Genomic DNA, 26568 nt, shown 5'->3' with positions numbered 1-26568 from the left:
TCAACCGCGAATCCGCGCAGTGATCTTGGCGTGCGGACCTGAGACCTGATCGGCCCAGGCCTGATCTGCCTGCTCCAGGGTGTAGTCAGCGTAATCGACGTGAATCTGCTGTTCCCGCGCAGTGCGCAGCAGACGCTCCCAGATCTGCTGACGGTCCGCCGGAGGTCGTTGACCGGTGCCGATACAGGAAAGGTTGCGAAACAGCAGGTCGGCGATGTCCAGTTCGATCTTGCGTCCGGCACCGGTGCCGATCGTCATGATCCGCGCGCCACGGTTGGTGGCTTTCAGCGACGACAGCAGCGGTTGACCGCACACCAGATCCAGGACCACGTCGAAGCCGCCGTCCGCCGCGTCTTTCAAGGCAGCACTGTCATCGTCCCCTCCAAGGCGTACGACTTCATCGGCGAACCCTCGGGACTTGAGCCCCGCCAAGGCTTCAGCGGACCGGGCAGCACCCACGACGCGCCCGGCACCCAGAAGCCGTGCCAGTTGCAAGGCAATCAACCCCAGGGTTCCGGTCGCGCCCAGGATCAATACTTTTTCGCCTTTCTGAATGTTCGCCAGCTCCAGAGGCACGACCGCACCTGTCGCTGCAATGCCCATGCTGATCGCAGTCTTGTCATCCACGTCGTCCGGTACGTTCCAGACCTCTTCGATCGGCACCAGGGTGCGTTCTGCCCAGGCGCCGAATGGCTGCACCGAACGTTCTCCGAAGTACACGCGCTTGCCATCTACCGTGCAACCGACGCCTTCGCCTCGAATGGCACAGGGATAGCTGACGCCCAGCCGGTAGGCGCCAAGGACATCCCAGCCACCCAGCCCGGCAGTGTCTATATCGATCAGCACGCAACCGTCCTGGGGTTGTGGCTCGGGAAAATCCTCGACGACAGGTGGGGCATTGCGTTCGTGAATGACAGCAGCTCGCATGGATCGGACTCCTCTTGTTGTTGTAGTCAGCAATCGATTCGAACGAAATAGTAGAACAGATTTCGTGATTGTGTCTCATATTTTAATGCGTTACGTTAGGTACCTGGCTTCAGGTATCGGTTTTTCAAATAGCGCCGGTGCAATTTTGTGATTTTACGATCCGCGCCCCCGTTGCCAGACTCGGCGCCACAACAGCTCTGCCCTCGAAGGCAGGCAGATAACAAGACCGGAGAACGCCATGTCCGCAACACCGTCCCTGGAAGACAAATACGTCCAGCTCACCGGCAAGGTTCTGTTGACGGGCGTTCAGGCGCTGGTCCGCTTGCCCTTGATGCAGCGCCAGCGCGATCTCGCCAATGGCCTGAACACCGCCGGCTTCATTTCCGGTTACCGTGGCTCCCCTCTGGGTGGCTTCGATCAGGCATTATGGAAGGCTCGCGATCACCTGAAGGCCCACCACACTGTCTTCAATCCGGGCGTCAACGAAGACCTGGCGGCGACCTCGGTCTGGGGCACCCAGCAGGTGAGCATTTTCGAAGGCGCGACCTACGATGGTGTGTTCGGCATGTGGTACGGCAAGGGGCCGGGAGTGGATCGCTGCGGCGATGTGTTCCGCCATGCCAACGCTGCAGGGACCTCCCGATTCGGCGGGGTGCTCGCGGTGGCTGGCGACGATCATGGAGCGCGCAGCTCCTCCCTGCCTCATCAGACCGAGCACGTATTCAAGGCGGTGATGATGCCGGTGCTGGCGCCTTCCGGCGTGCAGGAGTATCTGGACTACGGACTTCACGGCTGGGCCATGTCGCGCTACTCCGGTTGCTGGGTGGCGTTGAAGGCGGTAGCCGATACCGTAGAAAGCGCCGCCATTGTCGACCTTGACCCGGACCGGGTGCAGCCGGTCATTCCGGACATTCCCCTGCCCGAGGGCGGTTTGAACATTCGCTGGCCCGACCCGCCACTGGCTCAGGAAAAACGCCTGCTGGAACACAAGCTGTATGCAGCGCTGGCCTACGCGCGTGCCAACCGGCTCGACCAGGTGGTCATGGACGCCGAGAAACCCAGGATCGGCATCATCACCTCCGGCAAGTCCTATCTGGACGTGTGTCAGGCGCTGAAGATGTTGGGTATCGACGATGCCCTCGCCCAACAGATCGGGCTACGGGTCTACAAGGTAGGGATGATCTGGCCGCTGGACGCCGAGGGTGTGCGGCACTTCGCCGAAGGACTGGAAGAGATCATCGTGGTGGAGGAAAAGCGCCACTTGCTGGAGTATCAGCTCAAGGAAGAACTCTACAACTGGCGCGAAGACGTTCGGCCGCGCATCGTTGGCAAATTCGACGACAAAGGCGAATGGAGCCTGCCCCATACCGGTTGGTTGCTTCCCGCCGTGGGCGAGCTCACGCCGTCGCAGATCGCTCGCGCCCTGGCGCGACGCATATTGCGCGTTCACCAGAGCGGCCCGCTGCAGGTGCGGCTGGCGGTACTGGATGCGCAACTGGCAAATTGCAGCGCCCCCGCCAACCTGATGGAGCGTGTGCCCCATTACTGCTCTGGCTGCCCGCATAACACCTCGACCAAGGTCCCCGACGGCAGCCGCGCGCTGGCTGGCATCGGCTGTCATTACATGGCGGCGTGGATCTATCCGCAGACCCAGACCTTCAGCCAGATGGGCGGCGAAGGTGCCGCGTGGATCGGCCAGGCGCCGTTCACCCGTACGCCTCATGTATTCGCCAACCTGGGCGACGGCACCTATTTCCATTCGGGATTGCTGGCGATTCGTGCAGCCGTCGCGGCGAAAGTGCCGATTACCTACAAGATTCTCTATAACGACGCAGTGGCCATGACCGGCGGGCAGCCTGTCGACGGCACCTTGAGTGTCTCCCGGATCAGCCGTCAACTCGCCGCCGAGGGTGTGCAGCGAATCGTCGTCGTGACCGACGAGATCGAGCGCTACGAGGACATTACCGACCTCGCCGCGGATGTGCCCGTCTACCACCGCGAACGCATGGATGAAATCCAGCAACAGCTTCGTGAATACCCTGGCGTGTCCGCCCTGATCTACGACCAGACCTGCGCTGCCGAAAAACGTCGTCGGCGCAAGCGCGGCAAGTTCGCCGATCCGGCGCGTCGAGTGATCATCAACGAATCAGTATGCGAAGGCTGCGGCGACTGCAGCAGTCAATCCAATTGCATGTCGGTAGTACCGGTGGAGACCGAGTTCGGACGCAAGCGGGAAATAGACCAATCGTCTTGCAACAAGGATTTCACCTGCCTTTCGGGCTTTTGCCCGAGCTTCGTCACCGTGGAAGGCGCAAAGCCGCGCAAACCCAAGGCTCTGGCCAGCAGCGCGGAAGAGCAGTGGGCACTGCCTGCCCCGCTGACTCAGCCGCTCGATCAGCCCTACAGCATTCTGGTGACGGGGGTTGGCGGCACAGGTGTCGTCACCATCGGCGCTTTGCTGGGGATGGCGGCGTTCATCGAGGGCAAAGGCGTGCTGAATCTGGACATGGCAGGCATGGCGCAGAAAGGTGGCGCAGTCTGGTCGCACATCCGCATTGCCGAACGTCAGGAGCAACTCTATGCGCCGCGGATTGCCGAGGGCGAAGCAGACTTGCTGCTCGGCTGCGATCTGGTGGTAAGCGCCAATGCCGAAACGCTGGTCAAACTGCGTCAGGGAGTGACCCATGCGCTGATCAACTCCGAACAGAGCGTGACCAGCGCATTCGTGCGAAGCTTCGCCAGGCAGGCTGAAAGCGGCGACCTGCTCAGCCATCCCGACCCGGTGTTTCGTACATCCGACATGTCCCGGCAAATCAGCGAGGCCGTGGGCGCACAGGGCACGGTGTTCATCGATGCCAGTGAGCTGGCCACCGCCTTGCTGGGCGACTCCATCGCGACCAATACCTTCATGCTCGGCTTCGCCTATCAGAAAGGCTGGCTTCCTGTGGGAGAGCCGGCGTTGATGCAAGCCATCGAACTCAACGGCACGGCGGTGGAATTCAATCGCATGGCTTTTCTCTGGGGCCGGCGCGCTGCAGTGGATATGCCGCGCCTGGTTTCACGGCTGGAAAAACTCAAGGTGCAGGGAACCGATCGTGAAGTGGTGCAAACCCTCGAACAACGCATCGAGCGTCGCGTCGATTACCTCACGAACTATCAGAATGGCGCTTACGCCAGCCGCTATCGTAAGGGCGTGGAGCGCTTCATTCAGGCCGAAACTGCGCTGACGGGCAAACCCGGCGTACTGACCGAAGCAGTGGCTCGTGATTACTTCAAGGTCTTGGCGATCAAGGACGAATATGAAGTCGCGCGGTTGTATAGCAACGGCGATTTCCTGAAGAAGGTTCAAGCGGGTTTCGAAGGTGATTACAGTCTGCGGTTTCACCTCGCCCCACCACTGCTGCACAAGGTGGTCGATGGTCTGGCACCGAAAAAAAGCAGTTACGGGCCCTGGATGATGACGGGCTTCAAGGTGCTGGCCGGACTCAAGTTTCTGCGCAACACCTGGCTCGACCCTTTTGCTCGTACCCACGAACGCAAAGTCGAACTGCAATGGCTGGCCGATTACGAGTCCGTCCTCGACGAGCTACTTGACCAGCTGAGCAATGACAATCTGGAACTCGCCGTTTCACTCGCAAGCCTGCCTGACGCAGTGCGTGGCTTTGGCCCCGTACGAGAGCGCTATCTGACCCATGCGCGGCAGCGTCTTGCCGTATTGCTGGAGCAATGGCATGGCGGTGACGCGCAAACCGCAGGTGCGGGCGCGGTGATCGAAGTGCAGCCGGCACGGATTCGCGTGACCCAGTTGTAAGCCAAGCTGCGCCAGGCGGTCAGCAGGCCGTCTGGTGTCTATTCACAGTCCACAGTTCTTTTCCGAGGTGCAATTCATGCAGGCTCTCGCAACGCAAGACGTGATGCCAACCGATGCGCCACTTTCGCCCCACGAACAGATCCGCACCACAGCCCTGCAGTTGTTCGTCGAGTACGGGTTTCAGTCTGTCAGCCTTCGTCAGCTGGCGACCGCTGTCGGCATGCAGGCGGGCTCGCTTTATAACCACATCGAGAGCAAGGCTGCGCTGCTTTTCGAGTTGATCGAGGAGTATGAGACCAACATGCTGCAGGTCCTGCCAGGAAAGCTGCTGATCCTGTGTGACCCGCTCAAGGCGCTGAACGCGTTCATCAAGAGCCACGTCGCGTTCACCGTCGAACATCGCCAACGCTGGTTGCTCGCGCGTCTGGAGTACCGCTGCCTGACGGCCTGCCAGCAGAAAAGTGTTCAAGCCTTGCGCGATGAAACCGCCGAGCGCCTCGGCGCTATCCTGCAGGCTGGCATGGACCAGGAGCGCTTCATGAAAGTGCCCATCAAGACAATGGTCCCGTGCATGCTGGCGATGCTCAACGAGATCAGCAGCTGGCACAGCCCCGGCCACACCCCTTCCCTGACCGCCACCGTGGGATTGCACACCAAGATGATCCACGGTGTGCTGCTGCCCACATCGGTCGAACCCTTCGCAGACTCAGCTCAGCATTAGCATACCGCCGTCCACGGGCAGGGTTTGCCCGGTGATGAAACGTGATCCGTCGCCCGCGAGAAACACCAGCATGGGCGCAAGGTCCTTACGCGCATCACCGAGCCGCCCACCCAGAGGAATGTGCGTTGCCATGAAGGCGTCGTGATGCTGAAGCTGCTCCGGGTTCATGCTCGCTCTCGTAGCGTCGTACATGGGTGTCCACATGGCCGGGGCAATGGCATTTACGGTAATGCCCAGCGGCCCCCACTCACGGGCAACGGTCCGAGTCCAGGCCAGCACGGCACCTTTGCTCGCGGCGTAGTGCGCCTTCCCCGGCTGACCGATGACACCGGCGGCAGAGGCGAAATTGATGATGCGGCCGCCCGATTCTTTCATCAGCGCGTGCGCTGCCCGATTGGTCAGGAACGTACCCCTGGCATTCACCGCGAACACCTGCTCCCACTGATCCAGTTCGATATCCTGCGCCATGGCGTTCGGTGCAATGCCGGCTGCATGCACGAGCACGTCCAGACCGCCCAGTCGCTCGGCAGCCCAGGCAAACGCCTCGTCGACCGACCGGCTTTGGGCGATATCGCAATGACGGTGAAAAGCCCATCCCGGCCCTTGCTCGTCCTCGACGTCGATGCGGTTACCAATGTCCAGGCTGATGACGTGAGCCCCCTGCTCCACATAGGCGCTGACCACCGCTGCGCCGATACCCCGTGCACCGCCGGTGACGATGATTTTCTTGCCGACGAGTTGCCTGTCAGTTGCCATTTACCTGCCTCCGGTCAAAGCCTTCATGATTCCTTCGCGATGCGCATCCGGGCCTGTTCGAAAAGGCGCACGGCGCTGGCGTGATGGGTCAATGCGGTGTCCATTGTGGATTTCCCGGCAGAGGCCCGCGCATAACTGCCTTCGAGCAAGATACCGAGCTTGAAACCGGCGAGCACGATGTACCAGTCCAGGTTGTCCAGGTTGCGTGCAGTGCCGATGCGATAGCGCTCGACCAACTCTTGCGCAGTGGCAAAGCCTTCCCATGGCTGTACATGAATGGTTCCCGCCCCCCGCCCATCTGCGCCAGGCCAGGTGACCAGCAGCCAGCCGAGGTCCAGCAACGGATCGCCGATGGTCGCCAGTTCCCAATCGACAATTGCAACGACTTGGGCGGTGGTATCGCTGAACATCACGTTGTTGAGGTGATAGTCGCCATGCAGGATTCCCGGAGCAAACTGCGCCGGACAGTGCTGTTCCAGCCATTGGGCGATGATGTTCAGCCCCGGCAGACCTTCGGTTCCGGGCCAGCCTTGGTAATCCTGATAGCCCTGCAGTTGCGACAACCAGCGCTCAACCTGACGCTGCAGAAAGCCTTCGGGTTTGCCGAAACCATCGAGCCCCACCTGCCGGTAGTCGACCGCGCCCAGTCTAAGCAACGCGTCAACCATGGCAAAACCCATTTGTCGACGAATGCCGGGGTCGTTGGCATGCAGCGCGGGCATCCCAGCAGACGCATTGAAGCCCGCGACAGGCTCCATGAGATAAAAGCCGGCCCCCAGAACCGAAACGTCGTCACAGGCAGCGATCAATCCCGCATGGGGCACCGACGTGCCGGCCAGAGCGGCGAGCACCCGCGCTTCGCGTGCAATCGTCTTGCTGCCGTCCTGACGGGGATGCATTGGCGGGCGGCGCAGCACGTATTCCCGTCCCTCGCGCAAAAAGTGCAGCAACAGGTTCTGGGTGCCTCCGGTCAGGCGCCGAGGGTGTTCGATCGCCCCGCTACCCAACCCTTGCCGATCCATCCAGCCAGCCAGTCGGTTGATATCGACCAGTGCCTCCCAGCCAGTGCCGGTCATGCATCACCTTCCGCACGTGACAGGGGCTGCAACACCTCGTGAAATTTCGCGCGCGCGGCACGGGCCGCAGTAGGCCGGTGACAGGCTGGAAACATCTCGGTTTCGGGGCTGTAGTCGCGTAGCAGCTGCTTTGCCAGGGTAATTTTGTGCACCTCGGTCGGGCCATCCGCCAGGCCCATTTGAAAGGAGCGAATGATCAACCCGGCGAAAGGCATCTCGTCGCTCACCCCAAGGCATCCATGGACCTGCAACGCCCGTGCGGCGATGTCGTGCAGGACCTTGGGCATCGCGGCTTTGACGGCGGCAATGTCTTTGCGGACCTTGAGGTAATCCTGATACTTGTCGATACGCCATGCGGTACGCATGACCAACAGGCGAAATTGTTCAAGCTCAATCCAGGAATCGGCGATTTTCTCCTGGACCATTTGCTTGTCTGCCAGCCGGCTGCCCTGCGTGCTGCGCGACAAGGCCCGCTGACACATGGCATCGAGCGCTTTTTGGGCCTGGCCGATCACGCGCATCGCATGGTGCACGCGGCCGCCACCCAGTCTGACCTGCGCCACCACAAAGGCCTGGCCTGGCTCACCGAGCATGCTGTTGGCAGAAAGCCGCACATCGTCGAATTTCAGGTAGGCATGGGTCGCCTGTGGGTCGTCGGCGATACCCACGTTGCGCTCGATGATCAGTCCCGGCGTATCGGCTGGCACGATGAACATCGACATTCCACCGTGGGCGCCGAGTTCGGGATCGGTGACGGCCATGACGATCAGAAAAGCGGCGTAACGCGCATTGGATGCGAACCACTTTTCACCGTTGAGCACCCATTGATCTCCCTCACGGGTGGCTCGCGTAGTGAAGACATTCGGGTCCGCGCCTCCCTGCGGTTCGGTCATGGCGAAACAGGAGACGATCGAGCCATCGAGTAGCGGTTGCAGATAGCGGCGTTTCTGTTCGGCACTGCCGAAATGCGCGAGAATCTCGCCATTGCCGGAATCCGGTGCCTGACAGCCGAACACAATGGGCGCGAACAATGCGCGTCCGAGAATCTCGTTGATCAATGCCAGGCGAACCTGCCCGTAGCCAGCCCCTCCCAGTTCAGGCCCCAGATGACAGGCCCACAGGCGACGTTCGCGTACCTGCTCCTGGAGAGGAGGAACCAGCCGCTTGAACAGCGGATCGTGGATATTCCAAGGGCTGCCCAATAAATGTTCCAGGGGCTCGACTTCCTCGCGAACGAAGTGGTCGATCCAGTCCAGTTCTGCCTGAAAATCGGCGTCGGTTTCAAAATCCCAGGCCATGGGCCCTCCTTGTCTGTTCGCAGCCGTGAGTCAAGCCAGCAGCATTCCGCCGTCGACCAGCAACGTCTGGCCGAGCATGTAACCGGCCAAGGGCGATGCGAGAAAGAGCGCGACATTGGCCATGTCCTGCGGAGTTCCAAGACGCCCCAGCGGAATGGCGCGAAGTGCGCCTTCAAGGCGTTTGGGGTTGTCGGTGGTGATTCGCGTCAGCTTGGTCTCCACCAGGCCCGGCGCTATACCGTTGACCCGGATGCCATCGCGTGCCCATCCCTCGCCCAGGGTTCGGGTCAGCCCGAACGCTCCGGTCTTTGAGGCGTTGTAGGCCGGATTGCCGCGCGTGGAATGAAAAGCCGCCGCGGAACTGATAACGATCATTGCTCCCCTGGCTGCCTTGAGGTGCGCATGAAATTTTTGCGCGCAGATCATCAGGCTGGTGAGGTTGACGTCGAGTACCCGGCGAAAGCCTTCGGGCTCGAACTCCTGCCGGTCGTACAGCACCGTGCCCTGCGCCTGAACCAGCACATCCAGCCGTTCGAACGGCACGGGTGCGGCATCGATCTGCGAAGCCTGAGCCACGTCGACCTGGTGGTAATGCAACCCCTCGAGATCGGAGTCCTGGGAAGTGGCATAGTCGGCTGCGCAGCCACGTGTGCCCCACACATGGACCTGGGCACCCCGCTCAAGAAAGCTGCGGGCGATGCCATTGCCAATACCGCTGGAGCCGCCGATGACCAGCACAGTCCTGCCGCTGAAATCCAGTTCCCCCATGATGTTTTTCCTCTCGATGACCCGCTCGGTGTTCATACGCGCAACAACCCGGCGTCGATCAGACGCTGCTGCTGGACGTCGTGAAATCCCATTTGCATCAGTACCTCGCGACTGTGCTGACCCAGCGCTGGCGGCGCGCGATCGAGCGCCAGTGGCATGTCGGCGAAGTCCCAGAACGCACCGACCTGCTGCAGGTGCCCATAGACGGGATGCGGATAATGGGCGTGCAGGCCAGCAGCTGCGTTCAACGGGTCATCGAGGAAGGCATCCAGTTGCGCTTCACGCACGGCTTCGACCGCAATGCCGTGGCGCTTGAGTTGAGTGATCGCCTGGTTACGCGTACGGGTCAGAAACCAGACACCGGGGTTGGCGCCCAACAACGTCAGCAAACGCTGAGCCTCGTCGTCTTCTAGTGCCGCCACTGCCAGCCAGGCGTTATCGCCACACAAATAGAGGCGATGTGTCACGCTCACCCCGGCCTGCGCGCTGTCCAGCACCTCCACTGCGCTGATAGAACCGTCGTCCAGCGCCACGGCTTCGGCCATCGTCAACAGCGTCGCGCCCAACAGCGAAGAGGCGACCATCTGCCCTCTTCCTGTACGGTTGCGGGCATACACCCCCAGCAAAAGCGCGTACAGCGATGAAAGACCTGCAAAGAAATCGCCGACCCCGAAACGCAGCCACTGGGGTGGATTACCCTCGCCTCCCTGGGCGGTTTCCCAACCGGTGGACGCTTGCATGAGTTGGTCGAAACCCGGCCAGTCCGCACGAGGTCCTTGGGGGCCGTAGGCGCTGACGTGGCAGTAGAGAAGTGTCGGATTCAGCGCCTTGAGATGTTCGTAATCGATCTTGAGCTTGTGTGCGGCAGGCAGGCGCATGTTGTGATGGACGACATCGGCCCAGCGCACCAGCGCCTCGACCACTGGCTGGGTCGCTGGATCGCCGAGCTTCATTGCAACGCCGCGCTTGCCGCGCTGGGTGCCGCTGAACGTCCGCTCCAGGCGGCGCATGGCATCGCCGCTCGGGGGCTCGACCTTGATCACATCCGCGCCCAGATCGGCCAACAGCATGCAGGCGAACGGCCCGGCGAGATAGGCGCCCAGATCCAGCACTTTCAGGCCTTGCAGCGGCGGTAGATCACAAGGGGGCGTGTCGGCCACGGCGGGCTTCGGCGAACGAACTTCGATACTGGCGATATCTTCGCTCTGAATACTCAGCGGCCCGCGCAACCTCGCAGCCGGTTCCACCGAATAACAAGGTCCGGGCTGCAGAGTATTGCCCAGCAGCGGATCGTCGACTTGCACGACGTAGCCGTTAGCCTTTGCCTGCTCGTCGAAATAAATGGCGCCAAAGGGTGCGGCGATCTGCGCCGCCACATCCGACTGCCATAGGTGCTCCACCCATTCTTGAGCCGGGCGCGTGGCAAAAATGTTCCGGTTGGCGCCGAAGTTGGGCGCTACGTGACTCTCCGGGCAGGCTGCATTGAGTCTCGTCACTTCATCGGGGCCCAACCGCTCAAGCGCCTGCGCCATCAGCGGCGCCTTGTCCGGCGAGTAATGCACATGCAGCCAGCGCCCATCACTGCAGCGATGCAACGGAATGGGAATGTGCTTGTCCAGTCCCTTGGCAAAAACCGGCGTTGGGCTCTCGGCTCTGGACCAGTGCATGCTCATGGGAACCAGAGCCGCCTGCGCAAGGCTGGTATGAGCGGCACCGCCACGGCCATCCCGGTCCCGCGCAATCAGCCGCGCCATGACGCCGACCACGCATAACCAGCAGGCGATCCAATTCGCATAGGGCATGCGCACGAACACTGGGCCGGTGCGGTGCCCCGGCTGCTCATCAAGCAAGCCCAGACGCGCCAGCACCAATGTCTCCCTCGGCACCGCCTCGGCCAGTGCATGACGCTGTGGCCAGCCGCCAATCGCCGAGACAACCAGCGACGGAAACAGCCGCCTCAACGAGTCATCATCAACCCCGTTTGCGCTCGCCTGCGCGGGGGTGAGTTCGTGAATGAACACATCTGCGCCGTTCAACAGCGTCAACAACTCTTCGAACGACGAAAGCGATACCTTGCGCTTGCCACGGTCGAGCACGGAAAACAGAGCGCCCTTACGCCTGAACGGTCGCGCGGCCAGTTCGACCTTGATCACCTCGGCACCGGCTTCGCTGAGTTGCAGCCCCGCCGCTGAACCGGCGATGCCCTCGCAAAACTCGATCACGCGTAACGAATCCAGTACTCCATTTCTCATCTTTTCGTACCCGAACCTTGATTCCGCTGCGAGGCCCGTCTCCGCCTCGGAGTGGCGAGCGCCTCAATGGGATTCAGGAATAGCACGATTCCACTGTAGGAATAGGGTTCTCAATAGGAAATAAACCACATGAATATGCCCGGTATAGGAAAGGCATGTATACAAAGGGAAGCCTGAATCACGCCCAGAGCATTCGTTCAAAGGGCATTCCGAAGACGCGACGCATAGATTGACAGGGGCAATTTAATGCGGCGGGGATAAACTCTGTCGGGCCAGCCCTTCCAGCGTAAATCGGGCCTGAGTAAGCACGATGCTTCTGATCAATTCCATTTCCTTATGATCGACTTCTTTCCAGTTCAGCGCTGACAACAGCCGTGATTTGTGAGCACGAAACGCTAACCCTTGAGTGAACAACGCCGTGGAATGAAGGATCGTGCGCTCGTCTCCAACCTCGAATCCAGACAGACGAGCAATTAGAAGCCGCATGACGGAATCGATGCGGGCTTTGAATTTCCGCTCAAAAATCACGGTGGCGCTTGGAGGACACAAACCCGCCTGCTGACGATCGAAAAAAATGCGCCACGCCCTAATCTGTGTAGTGTCTTTAGTTGTCGAGAGCACCGCTCCCAGAATCCCGATAGCGCCCTCGATCAACATCTGATCGCTCGAGGTACCGTCGCCAACCGCACGTTCGGCGGCGTCAACTGCCGCGCCCATCTTCTGCCAGAGCAGCGTAATCAGATGCTCGACGCACTGGAGATACACGCCTTCCTTGCTATCGAAGTAGTACTGAATGGAAGGCGCGTTGACCCCGGCAGCCTTGGCGATGTCACGGGTGGAGGCTCCCTCGTACCCACGTTCTCCGAACACTGCGACGGCGGCCAGGAGAATGGCAGCACGGGTCTCTTCACCACGCTGATACCCCCCCTCGCTTGCCGGTCTGTGTCTTGCCATTTACAGCTCCAATTAAGATCCGTATGAATATGCCAGTCTGGCAAATACACGCTGGCAGAATCTATAGATAATTCGCTGCTCTACAGCCGCTCACTCTTCGCGTTAGGGCTATTCAATAATGATCATTTCGTTGCAAAGCGATCCCGCCATACGATGCCCCCCAATTGCCGCTGCGCAGAGGCCGCAGCAGTGCCCGCCCCTCTGATTCGTTTACTCCCGCACCGCTTCTGGCATTTGGTAAAACCCTGATGCTGTTTGACGGTGTCCGCAAGCTTTGTAACGGCTGCGCTAAATTTTTGATCCGATATGACCGTTACCATCGCGTCGACTGGCAACTGTGCAGTCGCCTGAAGGCCACGCGTTGTTCTCCTGAGCAGGTTTAGCAGTGGATACATTCGGCACCATGGCGGTCGTTCGCGACCACCACGCAGGTAATGAGGCGGATTGAGTATCCACCCTAAATGCATACACTTCTGTCTTATTTTTGCCGCTGCAGACGAGCAGCTTCAGGTCGGTAGGTGTCTCTGAGCCAATTCCACGAAGCGGGTTTCGTAGGGCGTGGACCGCTTCGCGAAGTTAACCAAGGGTGAAGGCATGCTGGTCTAGCCAATTTTCTTCAACCGGCAGATATCGGCCGATTTTGTTGAAAAAGTCGAATGCGGTTTCCACGGCAGAAAAGTGCGAGCGTGAATCGCCGCAAAAGCATTCAGACTCAGATTTCACGTAGCAGTGCGCGAAAAAGGGGCTTTCACCGATCAGTCTTCTGGCCGTTTGGGAAAACCAACTTTTTCAACAGAATCGGCCAGGAGCAGCCGTTGGCTTCAGGTATGAGCTATCGGTCAGAACATTTTTTTGGTTCGGAATTAACAAAACGGCAGCTGGGCTTTTGACGTCGCGTCTCAGTATGCGTACATATTCAATTCACGCATTACGGCTTCGATGATCTCGAGTGATTGAAGTCGTTGGTGATGGTGGTACACATTGGAAACGACCATTAATTTATCTGGTTCAGTCTGCCGTAAGAACGGCTGAATTTAGCTCTGTGTTACCAGGGATGGCTCTGCCTGGTCAATCCGGTGCATCCGCAGCTGGCAGCGGTGCCTTCGCCGGACGGATACGTGGCTGAAAACCATGTAGCGATCGGCACAGGGACGGGCGTTCAGATCGACAAGGCACTCAGGGACCAAGGCGAACGACGCAAAGTCGCTGACACTGCCGTGCTTTCTGGGGCTTGGGGGCATCATTCCGGCAACTGATCTGACCGCTACGCTCCCGCGCCGGATCTGCGCAACTTTGGCGCGTACGGCCTTGCAGATGCTCGGATACCCAGTGCGGCTGACTGAAGTGAGCGTCAACCGGCACTGGCATGCGCGCTCCCACGACAGGCCAGCAAAATCGTTAATTGAGAGGCATTTTGCGCACATGGTTTCAATCTTTGGAATTACACGCCACCGCGTCAGTCATTTATAAGCCTGAGCCAGAACATCATGCAGTGCACTCTCCTCGATGATCCACTGCCGCAGCAACCCAACCGCCTGCAAGGTCGGTGATTGCTGTGGCTCAAGCATGTACAGGCCGCGGCCTGTAACGAGGCGCGCCGTGAAAGGCACTACCAACTTGTCGTTGGCGATGTCCGCCGCCGAGACGATGACCTCGGCAAGCGCAATGCCATTGCCGGTGATGGCCGCTTCGTAAGCCAGTGTCGAATTACTGAAACTCAGCTGCCGCGCGCGCGCTTTGTGCATGCCATGGTGCGGATGGGCATCGAACCATTTTTGCCAGTCTGCCGCTCGGTTCGTCGAGTGGATCAAGCAGGCTTCCTGCAAACCAGTGGTATCCAACGCCGCAGCCACCACGAGCGAATGTTGGAGGCATTTTTACAGCGGCTGCACAGGTTTTAGATGTTAACCAAAATTACGGGGACTATGCAGAAATCCTTATTGAATCGCGGATCTAGTTCAATAAAATGCGCCAGACTTAGGATTATTCTGTACGTCACTCAACTTGGCGGCTGTCCTCCTACAGATCGACGTCGCCGTTCGATCCCCAAAGCTCGTGTCGAGGCAACTGGATGTTTAAGCTGAATGATTATTTTGATGGCCGCGTGAAATCCATCGGATTTGAACCTATAGGAAAAGAAGCAACGGTGGGGGTAATGGCGCCAGGCCAATACACCTTTTCCGCCCGACGAAAAGAAATCATGCACGTCGTGGAAGGTTTGATTAAGACGAGGCCCGTCGGCGCGCCTGCATGGAATACATTCTCTTCAGGGCAACAATTCACCGTGCCCGCAGGCACTGACTTTGAAGTAGTGATACAGCAGGATACTGCGTATCTGTGCGAATACTTGTGAGGAACGACGATTCAGGGTCGTTGATGCTGATGCACTCTCAGAACGGCGTACGAGCGATGCTCGTCAGATCGTGACAGCTATCGTGGATAGAATCGCCCTGTCATTTGCAGTAAATGAGTCTTCTGGAGCTTAGATGTACATCAGCGAGATCAGCGAAAAGGCCCCTGTTGCATTTCTTACATCTTTGCAAAATGAGGTCTACGCGACGCTCGACACCCTTGGCATTCCCTTCGAACGAGTAGAAACCACTGACCTGGTGACGATGGAGGATTGCGCGTTGGTTAACGCAAAATTCCAGGCTAGCATGGTAAAGACGCTATACCTGTGCAATAGCCAGAAGACTGAATATTTTCTGTTCATCACTGAGGGGTCGAAGCCCTTCAGCTCCAAACGCTTCAGCCAGGCACTGTCAACCTCCAGAGTGTCCTTCGTCGACCGTAAAGTCATGGAGCACCGCTTGGGCGTAAAAATAGGCGCAGCCACTGTTTTTTCCATGTTGCTTAAACATAATGACGCGGTACGCGTGGTACGCGTGGTACTCGATAACGATGTGATTATTCAGCAGTGGTATGCCTGCAGCGATGGCACGACAAGCAGCTACCTGAAATTCAAAACTCAGGCTCTGCTCGACACTTTACTGCCCTACCTGGGGCATCGACCGTGCATTGTCACTCTTTAATGTAGTTGTGAAGATCGCAGTAGTCGCCGTAAGGACGGTAGACAGCTCACGTGCGTGTCGTGGCCATTCGATTTCAAGATTGTGCAGTGGTAAGCTGATCCCGGACACGGTTTTAAGTTTTTTTTCAGTGTTCGCCGTGGCCAACCCTTAATTAAATTGATGAGGTCGGATCCAGTTATAGTGATGCATCAGATACTGGCTGATGTCTCTCTGAGCCTGCTGGCCGGTCATGTACCGGTGGTTGAGATCCATTCTGTATTCAAGCTGCGAAACACCCTTTCCATCGGCGCATTGTCCCAGCAGTTTCCTCGGCGACTCATACTCTGGCGCATGCGGTGGCGCCACAGCCATTGGCGAAAGTTGCGGCTGCCATCGTGCGATCCCTGGTCGGAGTGAAATAGCAGGCTTTGAGGTTTGCCGCGCTGCTCGTAAGCCACGTCCAGCGCCTTCACCATCAGGCCTGAATCCGGCTTTTCCGATAACGCCCAGCCCACCACCCGGCGAGCATAGAGATTGATGACAACCGCAAGGTAGTGCCATTTCCCCTGTGCCCAGATGTAGGTGATGTCGCCACACCATACCTGGTTAGGGGTTTCGACATCAAACTCCCGGTTCAAGACATTTGGTATATCAGGCCGCTCGACTGTTGCTTTTTTATAGGCGTGGGATCCCGGCTGCTTGCTGACCAGTTCCAGTTCCAGTTCGCGCATCAGCCTGCGTGCTTTGAACCGTCCAATTTACTCACTTTCTTCTTGCATCATTAACATGATGCTTCGACTGCCCGGAGCACTTCGTCCCTGGGTGAACGTCTCGTTCACTCGGCTGCGCAATCTGAGTCGATCAATGTCGGGTGTTCGCCGCCTCTACAAACTAATCCTGCCTGATCGAAGGCTGTTTCAGTCCAGTGGCAACGCGACTTTGACCTCAAGCCCACCACCGGGCCGGTTGCGCAATGTCAGCGACCCTCCATGCTCCAGCACTGTCGCCCGTGCCGCTGACAGCCCCAAGCCAACACCGCCAGTGTGTTTGTTGCGCGAACCTTCGATACGATAAAAGGGTGCGAACACCTGATCCTGCAACTCTGGGGCGATGCCCGGCCCGCGATCCTGTACCCGGATCTCCACGAAATGAACATTGGCATGGAACTCTAGGCTGGCGTCGTGACCATATTTGAGGGCGTTATCAATCAAGTTGACCAGGGCTCGCTTGATGCCAATCGGACGCCCGACATAAACAAAACGACTGGCGCCGACGAACGCTACTTCTATGCCTGCATCCTTGTAGTCATCGACCACCGTAAGCAACAGCTCAGCCAGATCAAATGCGGTGGCCGGTTCCAGTCGGGCGTCATCGCGAAAGAAGTCCAGCGCGGAATTGACCATGCTCTGCATCTCATCCACATCCCGGAACAGCTTGGATTGCTGCTCGACGTCCTCGATAAACTCTCCCCGAAGGCGCATACGGGTCAGGGGGGCGCGCAGGTCGTGGGAAATGGCGGCCAGCATCTGCGTGCGGTCGTTGAGGAAATGCTGAATCTGCGCCTGCATGGCATTGAACGCGAGGATCGCTTGGCGAATTTCGTGAGGTCCAACCACGACAATCGGCGGAGCGCGAAAATCTTTACCGAACCGTCTGGCGCCTTCGGCAAAACGCTCCAGTGGTGCGGCCAGATGACGTGTCGCGATTAGCACGACCATCAAGGTCGACAACATTGCCAGCACAACTACGACTAAAGTGCGTTTGAACGGGTTAAGACCCCATTTGCGCGTGGGCACTGAAAACTGTAGCCAAGAACCATCTAGCAACTGCAGCATTAACACGTAAGGCCGCTCGACGTGCTGGCCGCCCCAGTCATCGGGCTCGTAGGCTTCGATGCTGGCGTTAGGCATCTCCAGTAAATCGCGCAGCAACTGTTGTCCGGCGCTGAAGCCGGGATCGTTGGCATCGGGCAGGTATGCGTCGTCGTGGCGCAGCAACCACTGCACGTTGAAAGTCTTGTCAGAGGCGGCGCTAGCGATGCTCACCCGCTGTGGCAAAGGCGCTGCATTGATGATGCGCCCGATGGTCGCGACTTTTTCCATTAGCCCGGTTTCGAGAATGGGCGGTCGGGCCCACACCCCCGCGAGAAGGGTGAAGGCGCCGTTTAGTGCCAAGGAAGTGAGCATCGCCAGCAAAGTAGTCAGGGCAATCCAGCCGGCCACTGTGTCGTGGGAGCGTTTCAGTCGAGTGCACCAGCCGGATATAACATTCATCGCCTAACCACCGACGGGCTGAACAGATAACCGCCGTTACGGATAGTGCGAATCATCGGCTCACTGTGAAGGTCCGCCTCCAGCTTGCGGCGCAACCGGCTGACCTGAACGTCAATGCTGCGATCAAACGCGTCATGAGCCTCGCCACGCGCCATGTCGAGCAACTGCTGGCGGGTGAGCACGCGCCGCGGGTGTTCGGCAAATACCAACAGCAGTTCGAACTCGCCCGTGGATAGCGGGATCATGACTTTCTCCGGCGATCGCAGCTCACGGCGAGTAACATCCAGTTGCCAACTGGCGAACTCGAGAACCGCGCGCGCCGCATCGTTCGACCCTGTCACAGCCTCGCTCACACGCCTGAGCACGGCGCGCACCCGGGCCAGCAACTCCCTAGCGTCGAAGGGTTTGGTCAGATAATCGTCAGCGCCGAGCTCCAGGCCCACGACACGGTCGCTCAACTCGCCCATCGCTGTCAGCATGATCACGGCGACCGAGTGCCGAGCGCGCAGCTGCTGACAGAGTACAAGGCCGCTTTCCCCAGGCAGCATGACATCGAGAATCACTAGGTCAGGCAACCGCCGTTTAACCGCCCGCCATAGCGAAGGCCCGCCGGTGGCGACGGCCACGCTGTAGCCATGTTGCTCGAGGAATTTCTGTAGGAGGGCTAGGACTTCAACGTCGTCATCGACCAGTAATAAGTGGCTCACTGTGGGGCTCGCTGCGGGGTGTGGATTCGTTGCGCCCATCTAAAATCATTCCGCGCGCCGAGTCATATATTTCAATTCGGCAATAAAGCGACGTGCACGCAATAAAGCGGAAATTTTCAGGCAAGAAACCGCAGGCAGGATCTCGCTCAGTCCTAGCCGAGATCCTCTTGCATGCCCACTCCCACACACGCTTCAGCCATTATTCGAACTGCCTTCGCCGGTTGCGTTGTCGCGCTCGTCGTCGGTTGCGCCAGAACGCCCTCTGTGCCGATTGGGCTTTGCGACGATGTCCGTTACACCGTTCATGACCCGGCGGAGTCGGTCAACCGTGGCATCTTCGCCTTCAACCGCAGCGTCGACGATTACGCCTTAGCGCCTGTCGCCCGGGGTTACCGCCACTTGCCTGGGTTCTTCCAAGTAGGCGTTCATAACTTCGTCGCCAACTTTGGCGAACCTAAGGTTTTCATCAACGACGTGCTACAAGGCAATGGCAACCGCTCCGTAGCCACCCTTGGCCGCTTCATTATCAACTCCACCGTGGGTATCGTCGGCCTGATCGACGTCTCTGGCAGGATGGGGATTGAGCGCCACAAGTCAGACTTTGGTCAGACATTTGGCGTTTGGAACATCGCCAATGGGCCCACCGTGGAACTGCCATTGCTAGGCACAGGCAACCTGCGCGACGCCACCGGCAAAGTCCTGAGCTTCATGGTCGACCCGCTAGGCAGCAACAGCGATACAGTTCAGACCTTGGGCACCCTCAACACGGTAGGTGGCATCGTTGACGGCCGTGCTGTGCTGCTGCCCGTCACCGACCGGTTGCGCACAAAGCCGGATTATTACGTCGCACTGCGAGACATGGTGGCCAGCAAACGCGCGCGCCTTGTATCGGAAGGAAAGGCAGGCGCGGTCAACTCAGCGCATTCAACGTGTCCCGGGAGTGAGCGTGATGACCAGTAGAGCGCAAGCGTTGGTTCTGCACCGAATAATCCGAAGACCCGCTCCGGCCACACTTCACAGTCGGGAAACCGAGCTGCGCCTGAGCGACGATGGCCGCTACGTGACGCTCAGCCGTTACGTCGAACGATTTGGCGATACTGAAGCCGCATGGTGCGTTGTTCGTCATCACCGCGTGCCGGTGCTGCACATCATCCGTTGGATGATCAGCAGCGGGATTGTGGAGACACATTCTGAGACAGATGCCCCTGAAAACTACACTCTTGGATGACGTGCTTAGAGGCAGCCATGCATATCGGCGGTGCTCAACGCTGTTCAATTCGAGATGCAACATGCGCTCTAGATGTTCATGCCTGTAGTTCCTTAGATATTTGAGTAATGTATGCCGGTGCTAGCCCCGGCATTCTGGTTTTTCTGCTGTTTACGGAAGGACTCACCAAAAGATGACGCTAAGCGCCATATGGCTGCAGGCTTCACACGGAACTACCCATCCTCAGGCTTCCTCTCAACCCCGGGATCCTGAGGACTTCGTAATGACCGATGCACTCGACGAATCCAACAAGAAACCGGAATTCGACGCGACGCCAGATCTTTCAGGAGGCGCCAATAAACGCACGCGGAAAGAGGCGACGAGGCAACAGTGACTAAGGTTCGAGCGGCTGCTTTGGGTCGATAGGTATCTGTGGAGGCGGGCTGTCCTCTACTACGAAGTCTTTCCGTTCGCGATAAAACTGTGGACTGTGCGTCATCTGTGTAAATACAAGGTCATAGCAGTGATCGACCAATATGCATAACTAGCGATGACTAGTGAAATTCGCTATACATCGGTAGCTTTCGCTATTTTTTCCTTCTTTTTGGCGTTTTAGGGCACCAGACTCTGCCCACCGACTGCTAATGGCCGGCTTTTTCCGGTCATCATCGACCGCTATGGGTCGATAGTGTTGAAAACGTTGCTCCACTTAAACTGCCCGGAAATTGAGCCGGGAAAACGCCGTTTTTTGCACGGTGCTCCGTCAAGTCCGAGCTTGGAAGCCTCAGCCGAAATTAAAGATTTCAGTCTCAGGTGCGTACTTTTCTGCCGTGGAAACTAAGACCGATTTTTTTTCAACAGGATCGGTCGATTTCAGCCGATCGCCAAAGGCGGAAAACTGCCAGAAATGGCCATCAGCACTGCATCCTATAATCGCTCTATAATTCCCTATAAACCGTCTCCCACCCTGAGCCAACGGCGCTTTCGCGGGCACGAAAGTGTTTTTACACACTCTGGACCGAATCCCGCCCCTCGTGACAGGCAGCGAGCAGCCAATTTCCGCCAGCCCCGAGCGGCAGCAAGAGGCCAAACCCATCAGGACGGTCAAGGCGCCGGACGTTATAATTGGTCTAGTGTCCGATATCCTGGGCTGCACCTACGAAAATTGGCAACCGATCCTGGTTGCCTGCCTTTGGACGACGATCCCACACGAGGAGGCCCAAATGACAATGCCATTTGAACGGACCAGATCCGTCGCACAAACTCACACTTTTCTATTTGAGCTTGCGCGCGATACGGAGGTGCCCGAACGCGTGAGACAAAACGCCTATTTCCTTTTGCGCCACTTTCCTACTAAGCAGGATGTCCTGCAGGCAGGCCGTATTGAAGAACAAGCGAAGAAACTGGGGATAGGTACATTCGGCCCCGTTTTTTGCTCCTCTACTAATGACTGGTAGGCGCCTGAAAGGCAGCCATCGACCAAAAGCTGCCGCCCCCTGCTGATGCACACCACAAGAAGGAAAAAACCGATGCCCGTCGGCGAAGCCACAAGTTAACCCAGTCCCTTGATTCTGACTGGTGGAGTCCGTCAAGGTTGATAGGTGGCGCTCACGCGATTGCCACTCGCCGGTAGGTTAAGCTTAGCGTCGGTCGGCGGTAGGCTTTTATTGTTGTGTAGCAACGCGTTGTTCGGACTAAAATCGAGCAGAGATGATTGTAAAAGTGACCTATGGGCGACTCTATCCATGCCGGCGGCATCGTCCCGGACTTCTGAAAACTCTCCGTACAATAGAGGGACCTCTTTGCAGTGATGGGACGGGAGCATGGATGGAACACGCAACATCGAATCTGGCGTACAGGGAGACGTGGTGATCAAGCAGCCTCAAGCGAAACCATCCAAGCCCGCAGATGAAAACGTCAAGGCTGTCATTCATGCTGATCTTGTCGTTCACCTAGTAGTTGCCAAAGTCCTTTCTGGCAATGTATGCCGCCGCCCTTCTGTGAGAGCCCGTGCGGCTCGTGTACCACGCCTGCCAGCGATCGAGCAGGAACTCGGAGAATTGAAAATGATTATCGAGGCACTGGCCGTGCGCTCAATCGCTCACGAGCGGCAGCATTCTCCTTTCGATGTGGAGGGCCTGACAGTGCTTGATGCAGATGTTGCCTGTCGTTTGCTCGACGATCCTCCAGAGCCCAATGCAGCGCTCCGCAACATCCTTTCGCTACGCTAAGCGCCGCGCGGAGTCACTACAGCCGCAAGCACGACTGTTCTCCCCACAGGCAGAACGATCGGAAGGAACGGCGACTACGATCACACGATCAGAATTATTATCGAACTGCATCCAGAGAGATGAGGACATCGATGGTATGGTCCAGCGCGCAGGTCTGATCTGGCTATGATCGGAGGCGTCAGATGCTAGGGAGCAGCTAATTTAGGGCTAGTTTTCTTACGCGCTGGCTTCAGCAGCGAGCGCAAGTGCACAACCTGCAGCTCTAAAGTGTCCGCCCTTGCCTGTTGTGCCACCTCCCCGGTCAGTGCTTGAGATAGTTCAGTTTGCACCGCCTCCAATTTTTCCAATGTATGCTGCCGCTGCTGCTCGCTCTGCTCCGCCAGCGCCTGCGATGTTGCACTCTGAATTTGGAGCTCAGTCACCTGTGCGACCGCTATCTCCCAACGTTGACGCAGCTGATCCGTCTGTTTAGCGAGCTGCTTCAACTGCAGCTGCATTGATTTGTTCTCTTCGCGTGCTCGATCAACTTCACGATAAGCGCGATCTTCAACTCCCCGCACATAGATATCGTGAGCTTTGCGCGCCTGTTCGGCCTCATGTCTGGACGCCAGCAAGAGATTCTCCATTTCCTGGACGCGCTCGCGAACGGAATTGCGCTCAGACTTGAGCGCGTCGCGTTGCTGCGTCAGGTCGATTACTTGTCCCTGACTTTGATCGAGCAACCGCTCTAGATCTGAAAACCGGCGCTCCGCGTTCTGTTGAGCCGCCAAGGCAGCGGCGGCCTGTTGGCGATACTGGGCCACACCTTGTCGTGCCGCAGTTTCCGCAGCGGAAACTGCCGCGCGTTCTTCAATCACCACTGCACGTTGCTCGACCAGCCCTGCTTCGGCCACACCTTGAGCGTAGTGCATCGCTTCTTGCCAGACTGTCACAAACGCCTGCGACACCTCAGACGGTAGCGAGGGAAGCCTAGTTTCGCCGCGCAGGCGCTGCGCCAACCGATCCCACCATTGGTCCAGGAGACTACCGACCCGCGCAGGACTCCCCCGCCCCAGCTCCAGACGCACTCGCTCGACCGTGGGCCGTTCGCCTCTGGCCAGCACAGCATCCGCAGCAGCAAACACCTCATTTTCTGGAACTCCTACCGCCACAGGGCACCTCAGGCTATATTAGGTCTGATAAATAGATGTTATCCGATCCTATTATTAACAAACGAATATTTTACTACGTTGAACGTAATGAATAACACAGATGAGCTGAAAACTGTGGTCGAGATCCCGCTGGAGTTGGATCGACTGGCGAATAATGCTGAAGAAGCTGCCCGGGCCTTCATCGCTGCGGGCACGGCCGCCAATACTGTCCGCAGCTACCGCAGCGCCCTCACCTACTGGTCGGCCTGGCTGCAACTGCGTTACGGCCGGGCTCTGGGTGACGGTCCATTGCCCGACACCGTGGCCCTGCAGTTCATTCTCGATCACCTGGCGAGGCCGTTGGATAATGACGACTGGTCTCATCTCCTGCCGCCGGGGATTGACGCCGCATTGGTCGCAGCCAAGGTGAAGAGCAAAACGGGTGCACTGGCCTTCAACACAGTCAGTCACCGATTGGCAGTGTTGAGCAAATGGCACCAGGCCAATCAGTGGCCGAGCCCCACTGAGGCCGTCGGAGTCAGAACCTTGCTGCGCGAGGCTCGCAAGGCGCAAAGTCGGCAGGGTGTGCAGGTACGCAAGAAAACCGCGGCTGTTCTGGAACCTCTGCAGGCGTTATTGGCCACCTGTACCGACGGGGTGCGCGGTATTCGCGATCGCGCCCTGCTGCTGCTAGCCTGGAGCGGTGGCGGTCGGCGACGGTCCGAAGTAGTCGGTCTTTCAGTCAATGATGTGCGGCAACTGGATGCCGAGACTTGGATTTACACCTTGGGTGCGACCAAGACGGACAACAGTGGCGTGCGCCGGGAAATGCCCCTGCGTGGACCTGCTGCCCAGGCATTGGCTGCCTGGATCGAAGTCGCAGCCGCCACGTCTGGCCCACTGTTCAGACGACTGTACAAAGGCGGTAGGGTCAGCGGTAGAGGGCTTTCCGGTGATCAGGTGGCACGAATCGTTCAGCGTCGCGCCAAACTGGCCGGATTGGAAGGTGACTGGTCGGCGCATAGCCTGCGCTCCGGCTTCGTTACTGAGGCAGGACGGCAGGGTGTACCGCTGGGTGAAGTGATGGCCATGACTGAACACCGCAGTGTGGGCACAGTCATGGGCTATTTCCAAGCGGGATCCCTGCTAGGTAGTCGCGCATCCAGGTTGCTGGAAAATACTAAAGCTGAAGAGACCGGTGCCAATCTAGAGGTCCATCCATATTCGACAGAGGCCAAAGCGAGGTAAGACTTCCAGTTCACTGCCCGAGACGACGCACCACTCACCTGCCCTACTTGAGCTTAGAGAACTCCGAAGAATTACGTTGAAAGCTAGCTCCCTTCCGAAATTTCTGCATGCACCCGCTTTAGCAGTGTGTCGACGGTCTGATCAGGCTCGGACGTAAGGAATGTCTCTGCGATCAGCGTTAAGGGGTGAATACCTAGGACCGATGCAAGCTCGACCACTTTGTCCAGAGTAGGGCACTTGATACCCCGCTCGAGACTGCTCAAATACGTTCTGCTGCTCAGCTCCGAGAAGTCTTCTTGAGTTAGGCGTTGATGCAGGCGGCGGTGTCGTAACGCGATACCGAAAGCTTTTCTTGTGTCCATTTTCCGTCGTTCTCAAAAAGAACGATGAAGCCTTTTTGAACACTTTAGGGCTACAATCTATAGGGTTCATTGGAATTGAGACTTACAGAATGTTTTTCACACAGCCAGCTGCCGAATTTCGCCCACCGCTTCCATTTGATTTGGAAATTAAACGATGGGCAGTGATTGAGCACGAATTGGAGGATAGGTGGTTCCAGCTTTCCCTGACGTTGCGTGAGGGTGGAATGGATATCTCGCGCACAATGCTGATCGCTAATATCGAACATCTTGCCCAAATACTGGATTCGCGACCCGCATCCACGCGAGTCAACGCCGTCATGATGATGACTTCGCCAAAGATAAACGGATCCAATCTCTGGCAGCTGTTGCAAGTGCTCAGCATTGATGCAGATTACAAGGCCGGATCTGAACGAGGACGCTACCTTGTCGTCACTGAGCGTGGGGCTGTTGAGCTGCCTGCTTCATCGCTGATGGCTTCCGAAACGATTTACACCTCAGCTTGAATGTGCTTTCTAACACCCTAAGACGATCGTTGGAGTCCTACATGTCATACGCAGAGGGATCTTCGTGCCTATTCCTAAGTTTGATCCCGATCACGCACGACGAGGCTCAAGTAACGGATCCCTACACGACAATTCGGAGGGCGGTCCTGCGGAGGATCGCCCGGCTTAAGATTCGCGCTCGTACTAGGGAGCTCTCAAAGCGGCTGACTCATTGACGATGGAGCTCAAGCGATTTTACCTCATGTAGGCCTCAATAAACCCGTGTTGACCAGCGATCCATAAGCCTAACTCGTCCCGGTGATCTCCAACTGCCATTCGTAAAACTTGGAGAAAAATATCAAATACGCCCTCCCCGTGATGGGCGCGGGTCGGTTCAATATCGATACGCTAACAAATACCCAAAGACTTTTTGAATCGCCGGGGCCCACGCAGCTGATCGGACTTGTAACCAGTCATAAAAAGCTTTATTTCGGCCCAAATCACTGTGCATTCCCCACCAAAACCTCTCAATACCCTCTCCGTCAACCTTACTCCGAGTGTTCACTCTCCAGACATGTAAACATTTAGGTAGTTTCAGGAGAAGACCGAGCAATGCAAACATGGCCATCCGCACCGGCGGTGGATGTTCTCTAGGATCAAAACACAACAGGTTTTCATATCCAGCAGATGGTGAATCGTCAGCGCTAAAACTTGACCAAGACTTTATGTCAAGCAATCGTGCAATATAAGAGCGCTCATCATACGGGTAGCGTCGCTTTTTCCCAATCACTGCCAAAAGGTCATCCATGAAAGCTTCAAACTGCTCAGGAGTTGCATCGATTGTTTCGCCCCCTATGACGAAGCGATTAGAACGTACCGCGTTAAGATACCATCGTTGAAAATCACACGCCATTAAGTTCAGCATTTTGTATGCAGGCGTTCCGAGCTTGGTCATTTGCCACACCATGTAAGCCGTTTGCTTTCGCCAAACTGGGATGAACCCCAAGTCCAATAGCGGGTCACCTAGCGTTTTGGATAGACTTTCTGCCGGATCAGTACTGTGCGTCTCATGCAGTACCCAACCATGTTCGGGGCATACATTAAACCATAGATGAGCCCATTCGCCTCTTAGGGTTGGCTGCCGATTCATTCTAAAGTCCTCGATTAAACAGTGCTCACACATCATATTTCGTTGCTTGGGCGGCAGAAGCAGCCAGTTACCGGAGCGCTGAAACGTGCGCGCCAATAGTTCCGGCGAGGAGCCCAGAGACCTCGAAACAGTATCGAGGTAAAGAGGAGGTATCACTTGGCAGGCATCAAACGCTTCATAATGCAGCATCTGCTCACGAGCACG

The 26568-nt window shown here is 57.7% G+C and carries 23 protein-coding genes and 2 pseudogenes; 11 read left to right on the top strand and 14 right to left on the bottom strand.

Annotated features, from left to right (window positions below):
* Complete coding sequence (locus tag BWR59_RS02885) at window positions 1-927, bottom strand: zinc-binding dehydrogenase (RefSeq protein ID WP_081564141.1); 927 nt, start codon at window positions 925-927, stop codon at window positions 1-3.
* A gap of 238 nt (window positions 928-1165) precedes the next feature.
* Between BWR59_RS02885 and BWR59_RS02880 the strand changes: the two genes are divergently transcribed.
* A complete protein-coding gene (locus BWR59_RS02880) occupies window positions 1166-4738 on the top strand; it encodes an indolepyruvate ferredoxin oxidoreductase family protein (RefSeq protein ID WP_081564140.1) in 3573 nt (1190 codons plus the stop codon).
* Window positions 4739-4814: 76 nt separating this feature from the next.
* Window positions 4815-5459 (top strand): TetR/AcrR family transcriptional regulator, encoded by a 645-nt coding sequence (locus tag BWR59_RS02875; protein WP_081564139.1) that lies wholly within the window; start codon window positions 4815-4817, stop codon window positions 5457-5459.
* On the opposite strand, the gene BWR59_RS02870 is transcribed toward BWR59_RS02875, so the two are convergent.
* The 6 genes from BWR59_RS02870 to BWR59_RS02845 form a co-directional block, all read right to left on the bottom strand.
* On the bottom strand, window positions 5445-6215 hold the full coding sequence (locus BWR59_RS02870; RefSeq protein ID WP_081564138.1) for an SDR family oxidoreductase: 771 nt from the start codon (window positions 6213-6215) through the stop codon (window positions 5445-5447). The genes BWR59_RS02875 and BWR59_RS02870 overlap by 15 nt on opposite strands.
* Before the next feature lie 23 nt (window positions 6216-6238).
* On the bottom strand, window positions 6239-7291 hold the full coding sequence (locus tag BWR59_RS02865; protein ID WP_081564137.1) for a phosphotransferase family protein: 1053 nt from the start codon (window positions 7289-7291) through the stop codon (window positions 6239-6241).
* On the bottom strand, window positions 7288-8589 hold the full coding sequence (locus BWR59_RS02860) for an acyl-CoA dehydrogenase family protein (RefSeq protein WP_081564136.1): 1302 nt from the start codon (window positions 8587-8589) through the stop codon (window positions 7288-7290). The genes BWR59_RS02865 and BWR59_RS02860 overlap by 4 nt, the downstream gene beginning before the upstream one ends.
* A gap of 30 nt (window positions 8590-8619) precedes the next feature.
* Complete coding sequence (locus BWR59_RS02855; RefSeq protein WP_081564135.1) at window positions 8620-9357, bottom strand: SDR family oxidoreductase; 738 nt, start codon at window positions 9355-9357, stop codon at window positions 8620-8622.
* Window positions 9358-9389: 32 nt separating this feature from the next.
* Window positions 9390-11609 carry a CoA transferase gene (locus BWR59_RS02850; protein WP_081564134.1) on the bottom strand — a complete coding sequence of 740 codons (2220 nt, stop codon included), beginning with the start codon at window positions 11607-11609 and terminating at the stop codon, window positions 9390-9392.
* 243 nt (window positions 11610-11852) lie between these two features.
* Window positions 11853-12563 carry a CerR family C-terminal domain-containing protein gene (locus BWR59_RS02845; RefSeq protein ID WP_081564133.1) on the bottom strand — a complete coding sequence of 237 codons (711 nt, stop codon included), beginning with the start codon at window positions 12561-12563 and terminating at the stop codon, window positions 11853-11855.
* Window positions 12564-12811: 248 nt separating this feature from the next.
* On the opposite strand from BWR59_RS02845, the pseudogene BWR59_RS32745 reads away from it, so the two are divergent.
* Window positions 12812-12933, top strand: a pseudogene (locus BWR59_RS32745) (thiol-disulfide oxidoreductase); the annotation flags it as partial.
* A 1090-nt stretch (window positions 12934-14023) separates the two neighbouring features.
* Here the strand turns inward: BWR59_RS32745 and BWR59_RS02835 are convergent.
* Entirely contained in the window at window positions 14024-14416 is a 393-nt protein-coding gene (locus BWR59_RS02835; RefSeq protein WP_269140306.1) for a LysR substrate-binding domain-containing protein, read from the bottom strand.
* Between the two features lie 218 nt (window positions 14417-14634).
* Between BWR59_RS02835 and BWR59_RS02830 the strand changes: the two genes are divergently transcribed.
* Together BWR59_RS02830 and BWR59_RS02825 are read left to right on the top strand one after the other, a co-directional pair.
* Entirely contained in the window at window positions 14635-14916 is a 282-nt protein-coding gene (locus BWR59_RS02830; RefSeq protein ID WP_081564131.1) for a pyrimidine/purine nucleoside phosphorylase, read from the top strand.
* A 133-nt stretch (window positions 14917-15049) separates the two neighbouring features.
* Window positions 15050-15595: a YbaK/EbsC family protein gene (locus BWR59_RS02825; protein ID WP_081564130.1), complete on the top strand. Its 546-nt coding sequence runs from the start codon at window positions 15050-15052 to the stop codon at window positions 15593-15595.
* Between the two features lie 147 nt (window positions 15596-15742).
* Here BWR59_RS02825 and BWR59_RS02820 read toward each other — a convergent pair.
* From BWR59_RS02820 to BWR59_RS02810, 3 genes and pseudogenes are all read right to left on the bottom strand, one after another.
* A pseudogene (locus tag BWR59_RS02820) lies at window positions 15743-16464 on the bottom strand (IS3 family transposase); the annotation flags it as partial.
* A gap of 27 nt (window positions 16465-16491) precedes the next feature.
* Window positions 16492-17847 carry an ATP-binding protein gene (locus BWR59_RS02815; protein ID WP_081564129.1) on the bottom strand — a complete coding sequence of 452 codons (1356 nt, stop codon included), beginning with the start codon at window positions 17845-17847 and terminating at the stop codon, window positions 16492-16494.
* Entirely contained in the window at window positions 17844-18554 is a 711-nt protein-coding gene (locus BWR59_RS02810; RefSeq protein ID WP_081564478.1) for a response regulator, read from the bottom strand. The genes BWR59_RS02815 and BWR59_RS02810 overlap by 4 nt, the downstream gene beginning before the upstream one ends.
* Window positions 18555-18725: 171 nt before the next feature.
* Here BWR59_RS02810 and BWR59_RS02805 point away from each other — a divergent pair, with 171 nt between their 5' ends.
* From BWR59_RS02805 to BWR59_RS02790, 4 genes are all read left to right on the top strand, one after another.
* Window positions 18726-19514 (top strand): VacJ family lipoprotein, encoded by a 789-nt coding sequence (locus tag BWR59_RS02805; protein ID WP_081564128.1) that lies wholly within the window; start codon window positions 18726-18728, stop codon window positions 19512-19514.
* Window positions 19504-19782, top strand: coding sequence for a hypothetical protein (locus BWR59_RS02800; RefSeq protein WP_081564127.1), 279 nt, complete (start codon window positions 19504-19506; stop codon window positions 19780-19782). Before BWR59_RS02805 ends, BWR59_RS02800 begins: the two co-directional genes overlap by 11 nt.
* A gap of 1202 nt (window positions 19783-20984) precedes the next feature.
* On the top strand, window positions 20985-21218 hold the full coding sequence (locus BWR59_RS02795; protein ID WP_081564477.1) for a BPSL0761 family protein: 234 nt from the start codon (window positions 20985-20987) through the stop codon (window positions 21216-21218).
* 366 nt (window positions 21219-21584) lie between these two features.
* A complete protein-coding gene (locus BWR59_RS02790) occupies window positions 21585-21992 on the top strand; it encodes a hypothetical protein (protein ID WP_081564126.1) in 408 nt (135 codons plus the stop codon).
* 185 nt (window positions 21993-22177) lie between these two features.
* Here the strand turns inward: BWR59_RS02790 and BWR59_RS02785 are convergent, their stop codons facing one another.
* On the bottom strand, window positions 22178-23116 hold the full coding sequence (locus BWR59_RS02785; protein ID WP_343286964.1) for a DNA-binding protein: 939 nt from the start codon (window positions 23114-23116) through the stop codon (window positions 22178-22180).
* A 105-nt stretch (window positions 23117-23221) separates the two neighbouring features.
* On the opposite strand from BWR59_RS02785, the gene BWR59_RS02780 reads away from it, so the two are divergent.
* Window positions 23222-24370: a site-specific integrase gene (locus tag BWR59_RS02780; protein ID WP_178111207.1), complete on the top strand. Its 1149-nt coding sequence runs from the start codon at window positions 23222-23224 to the stop codon at window positions 24368-24370.
* 83 nt (window positions 24371-24453) lie between these two features.
* On the opposite strand, the gene BWR59_RS02775 is transcribed toward BWR59_RS02780, so the two are convergent.
* On the bottom strand, window positions 24454-24732 hold the full coding sequence (locus BWR59_RS02775; RefSeq protein WP_081564124.1) for a helix-turn-helix transcriptional regulator: 279 nt from the start codon (window positions 24730-24732) through the stop codon (window positions 24454-24456).
* Window positions 24733-24821: 89 nt separating this feature from the next.
* Here BWR59_RS02775 and BWR59_RS02770 point away from each other — a divergent pair, with 89 nt between their 5' ends.
* The gene (locus BWR59_RS02770) at window positions 24822-25235 is read left to right on the top strand and encodes a hypothetical protein (protein WP_081564123.1); all 414 of its coding nucleotides are present in this window, start codon (window positions 24822-24824) and stop codon (window positions 25233-25235) included.
* A gap of 373 nt (window positions 25236-25608) precedes the next feature.
* Here BWR59_RS02770 and BWR59_RS32740 read toward each other — a convergent pair whose 3' ends face one another.
* Window positions 25609-26169: a hypothetical protein gene (locus tag BWR59_RS32740; RefSeq protein WP_230981945.1), complete on the bottom strand. Its 561-nt coding sequence runs from the start codon at window positions 26167-26169 to the stop codon at window positions 25609-25611.
* Window positions 26170-26568 lie beyond the last annotated feature (399 nt).

The sequence above is a fragment of the Pseudomonas sp. Bc-h genome (assembly GCF_002080045.1).
GTDB lineage: Bacteria > Pseudomonadota > Gammaproteobacteria > Pseudomonadales > Pseudomonadaceae > Aquipseudomonas.
Note: the sequence above shows the minus strand (reverse complement) of the source record. Positions and strands in the feature narration are given on the sequence as shown.

Bases quoted from the DNA above. Each gene is read 5' to 3' on its own strand.
- BWR59_RS02875 (WP_081564139.1), top strand. From the start codon at position 4,815: ATGCAGGCTCTCGCAACGCAAGACGTGATGCCAACCGATGCGCCACTT.
- BWR59_RS02805 (WP_081564128.1), top strand. From the start codon at position 18,726: ATGCCCACTCCCACACACGCTTCAGCCATTATTCGAACTGCCTTCGCC.
- BWR59_RS02830 (WP_081564131.1), top strand. From the start codon at position 14,635: ATGTTTAAGCTGAATGATTATTTTGATGGCCGCGTGAAATCCATCGGA.
- BWR59_RS02845 (WP_081564133.1), bottom strand. From the start codon at position 12,563: ATGGCAAGACACAGACCGGCAAGCGAGGGGGGGTATCAGCGTGGTGAA.
- BWR59_RS02855 (WP_081564135.1), bottom strand. From the start codon at position 9,357: ATGGGGGAACTGGATTTCAGCGGCAGGACTGTGCTGGTCATCGGCGGC.
- BWR59_RS32740 (WP_230981945.1), bottom strand. From the start codon at position 26,169: ATGACCAAGCTCGGAACGCCTGCATACAAAATGCTGAACTTAATGGCG.
- BWR59_RS02800 (WP_081564127.1), top strand. From the start codon at position 19,504: ATGACCAGTAGAGCGCAAGCGTTGGTTCTGCACCGAATAATCCGAAGA.
- BWR59_RS02860 (WP_081564136.1), bottom strand. From the start codon at position 8,589: ATGGCCTGGGATTTTGAAACCGACGCCGATTTTCAGGCAGAACTGGAC.
- BWR59_RS02850 (WP_081564134.1), bottom strand. From the start codon at position 11,609: ATGAGAAATGGAGTACTGGATTCGTTACGCGTGATCGAGTTTTGCGAG.
- BWR59_RS02795 (WP_081564477.1), top strand. From the start codon at position 20,985: ATGACAATGCCATTTGAACGGACCAGATCCGTCGCACAAACTCACACT.
- BWR59_RS02815 (WP_081564129.1), bottom strand. From the start codon at position 17,847: ATGAATGTTATATCCGGCTGGTGCACTCGACTGAAACGCTCCCACGAC.
- BWR59_RS02775 (WP_081564124.1), bottom strand. From the start codon at position 24,732: ATGGACACAAGAAAAGCTTTCGGTATCGCGTTACGACACCGCCGCCTG.
- BWR59_RS02870 (WP_081564138.1), bottom strand. From the start codon at position 6,215: ATGGCAACTGACAGGCAACTCGTCGGCAAGAAAATCATCGTCACCGGC.
- BWR59_RS02865 (WP_081564137.1), bottom strand. From the start codon at position 7,291: ATGACCGGCACTGGCTGGGAGGCACTGGTCGATATCAACCGACTGGCT.
- BWR59_RS02770 (WP_081564123.1), top strand. From the start codon at position 24,822: ATGTTTTTCACACAGCCAGCTGCCGAATTTCGCCCACCGCTTCCATTT.
- BWR59_RS02885 (WP_081564141.1), bottom strand. From the start codon at position 927: ATGCGAGCTGCTGTCATTCACGAACGCAATGCCCCACCTGTCGTCGAG.
- BWR59_RS02790 (WP_081564126.1), top strand. From the start codon at position 21,585: ATGGATGGAACACGCAACATCGAATCTGGCGTACAGGGAGACGTGGTG.
- BWR59_RS02825 (WP_081564130.1), top strand. From the start codon at position 15,050: ATGTACATCAGCGAGATCAGCGAAAAGGCCCCTGTTGCATTTCTTACA.
- BWR59_RS02880 (WP_081564140.1), top strand. From the start codon at position 1,166: ATGTCCGCAACACCGTCCCTGGAAGACAAATACGTCCAGCTCACCGGC.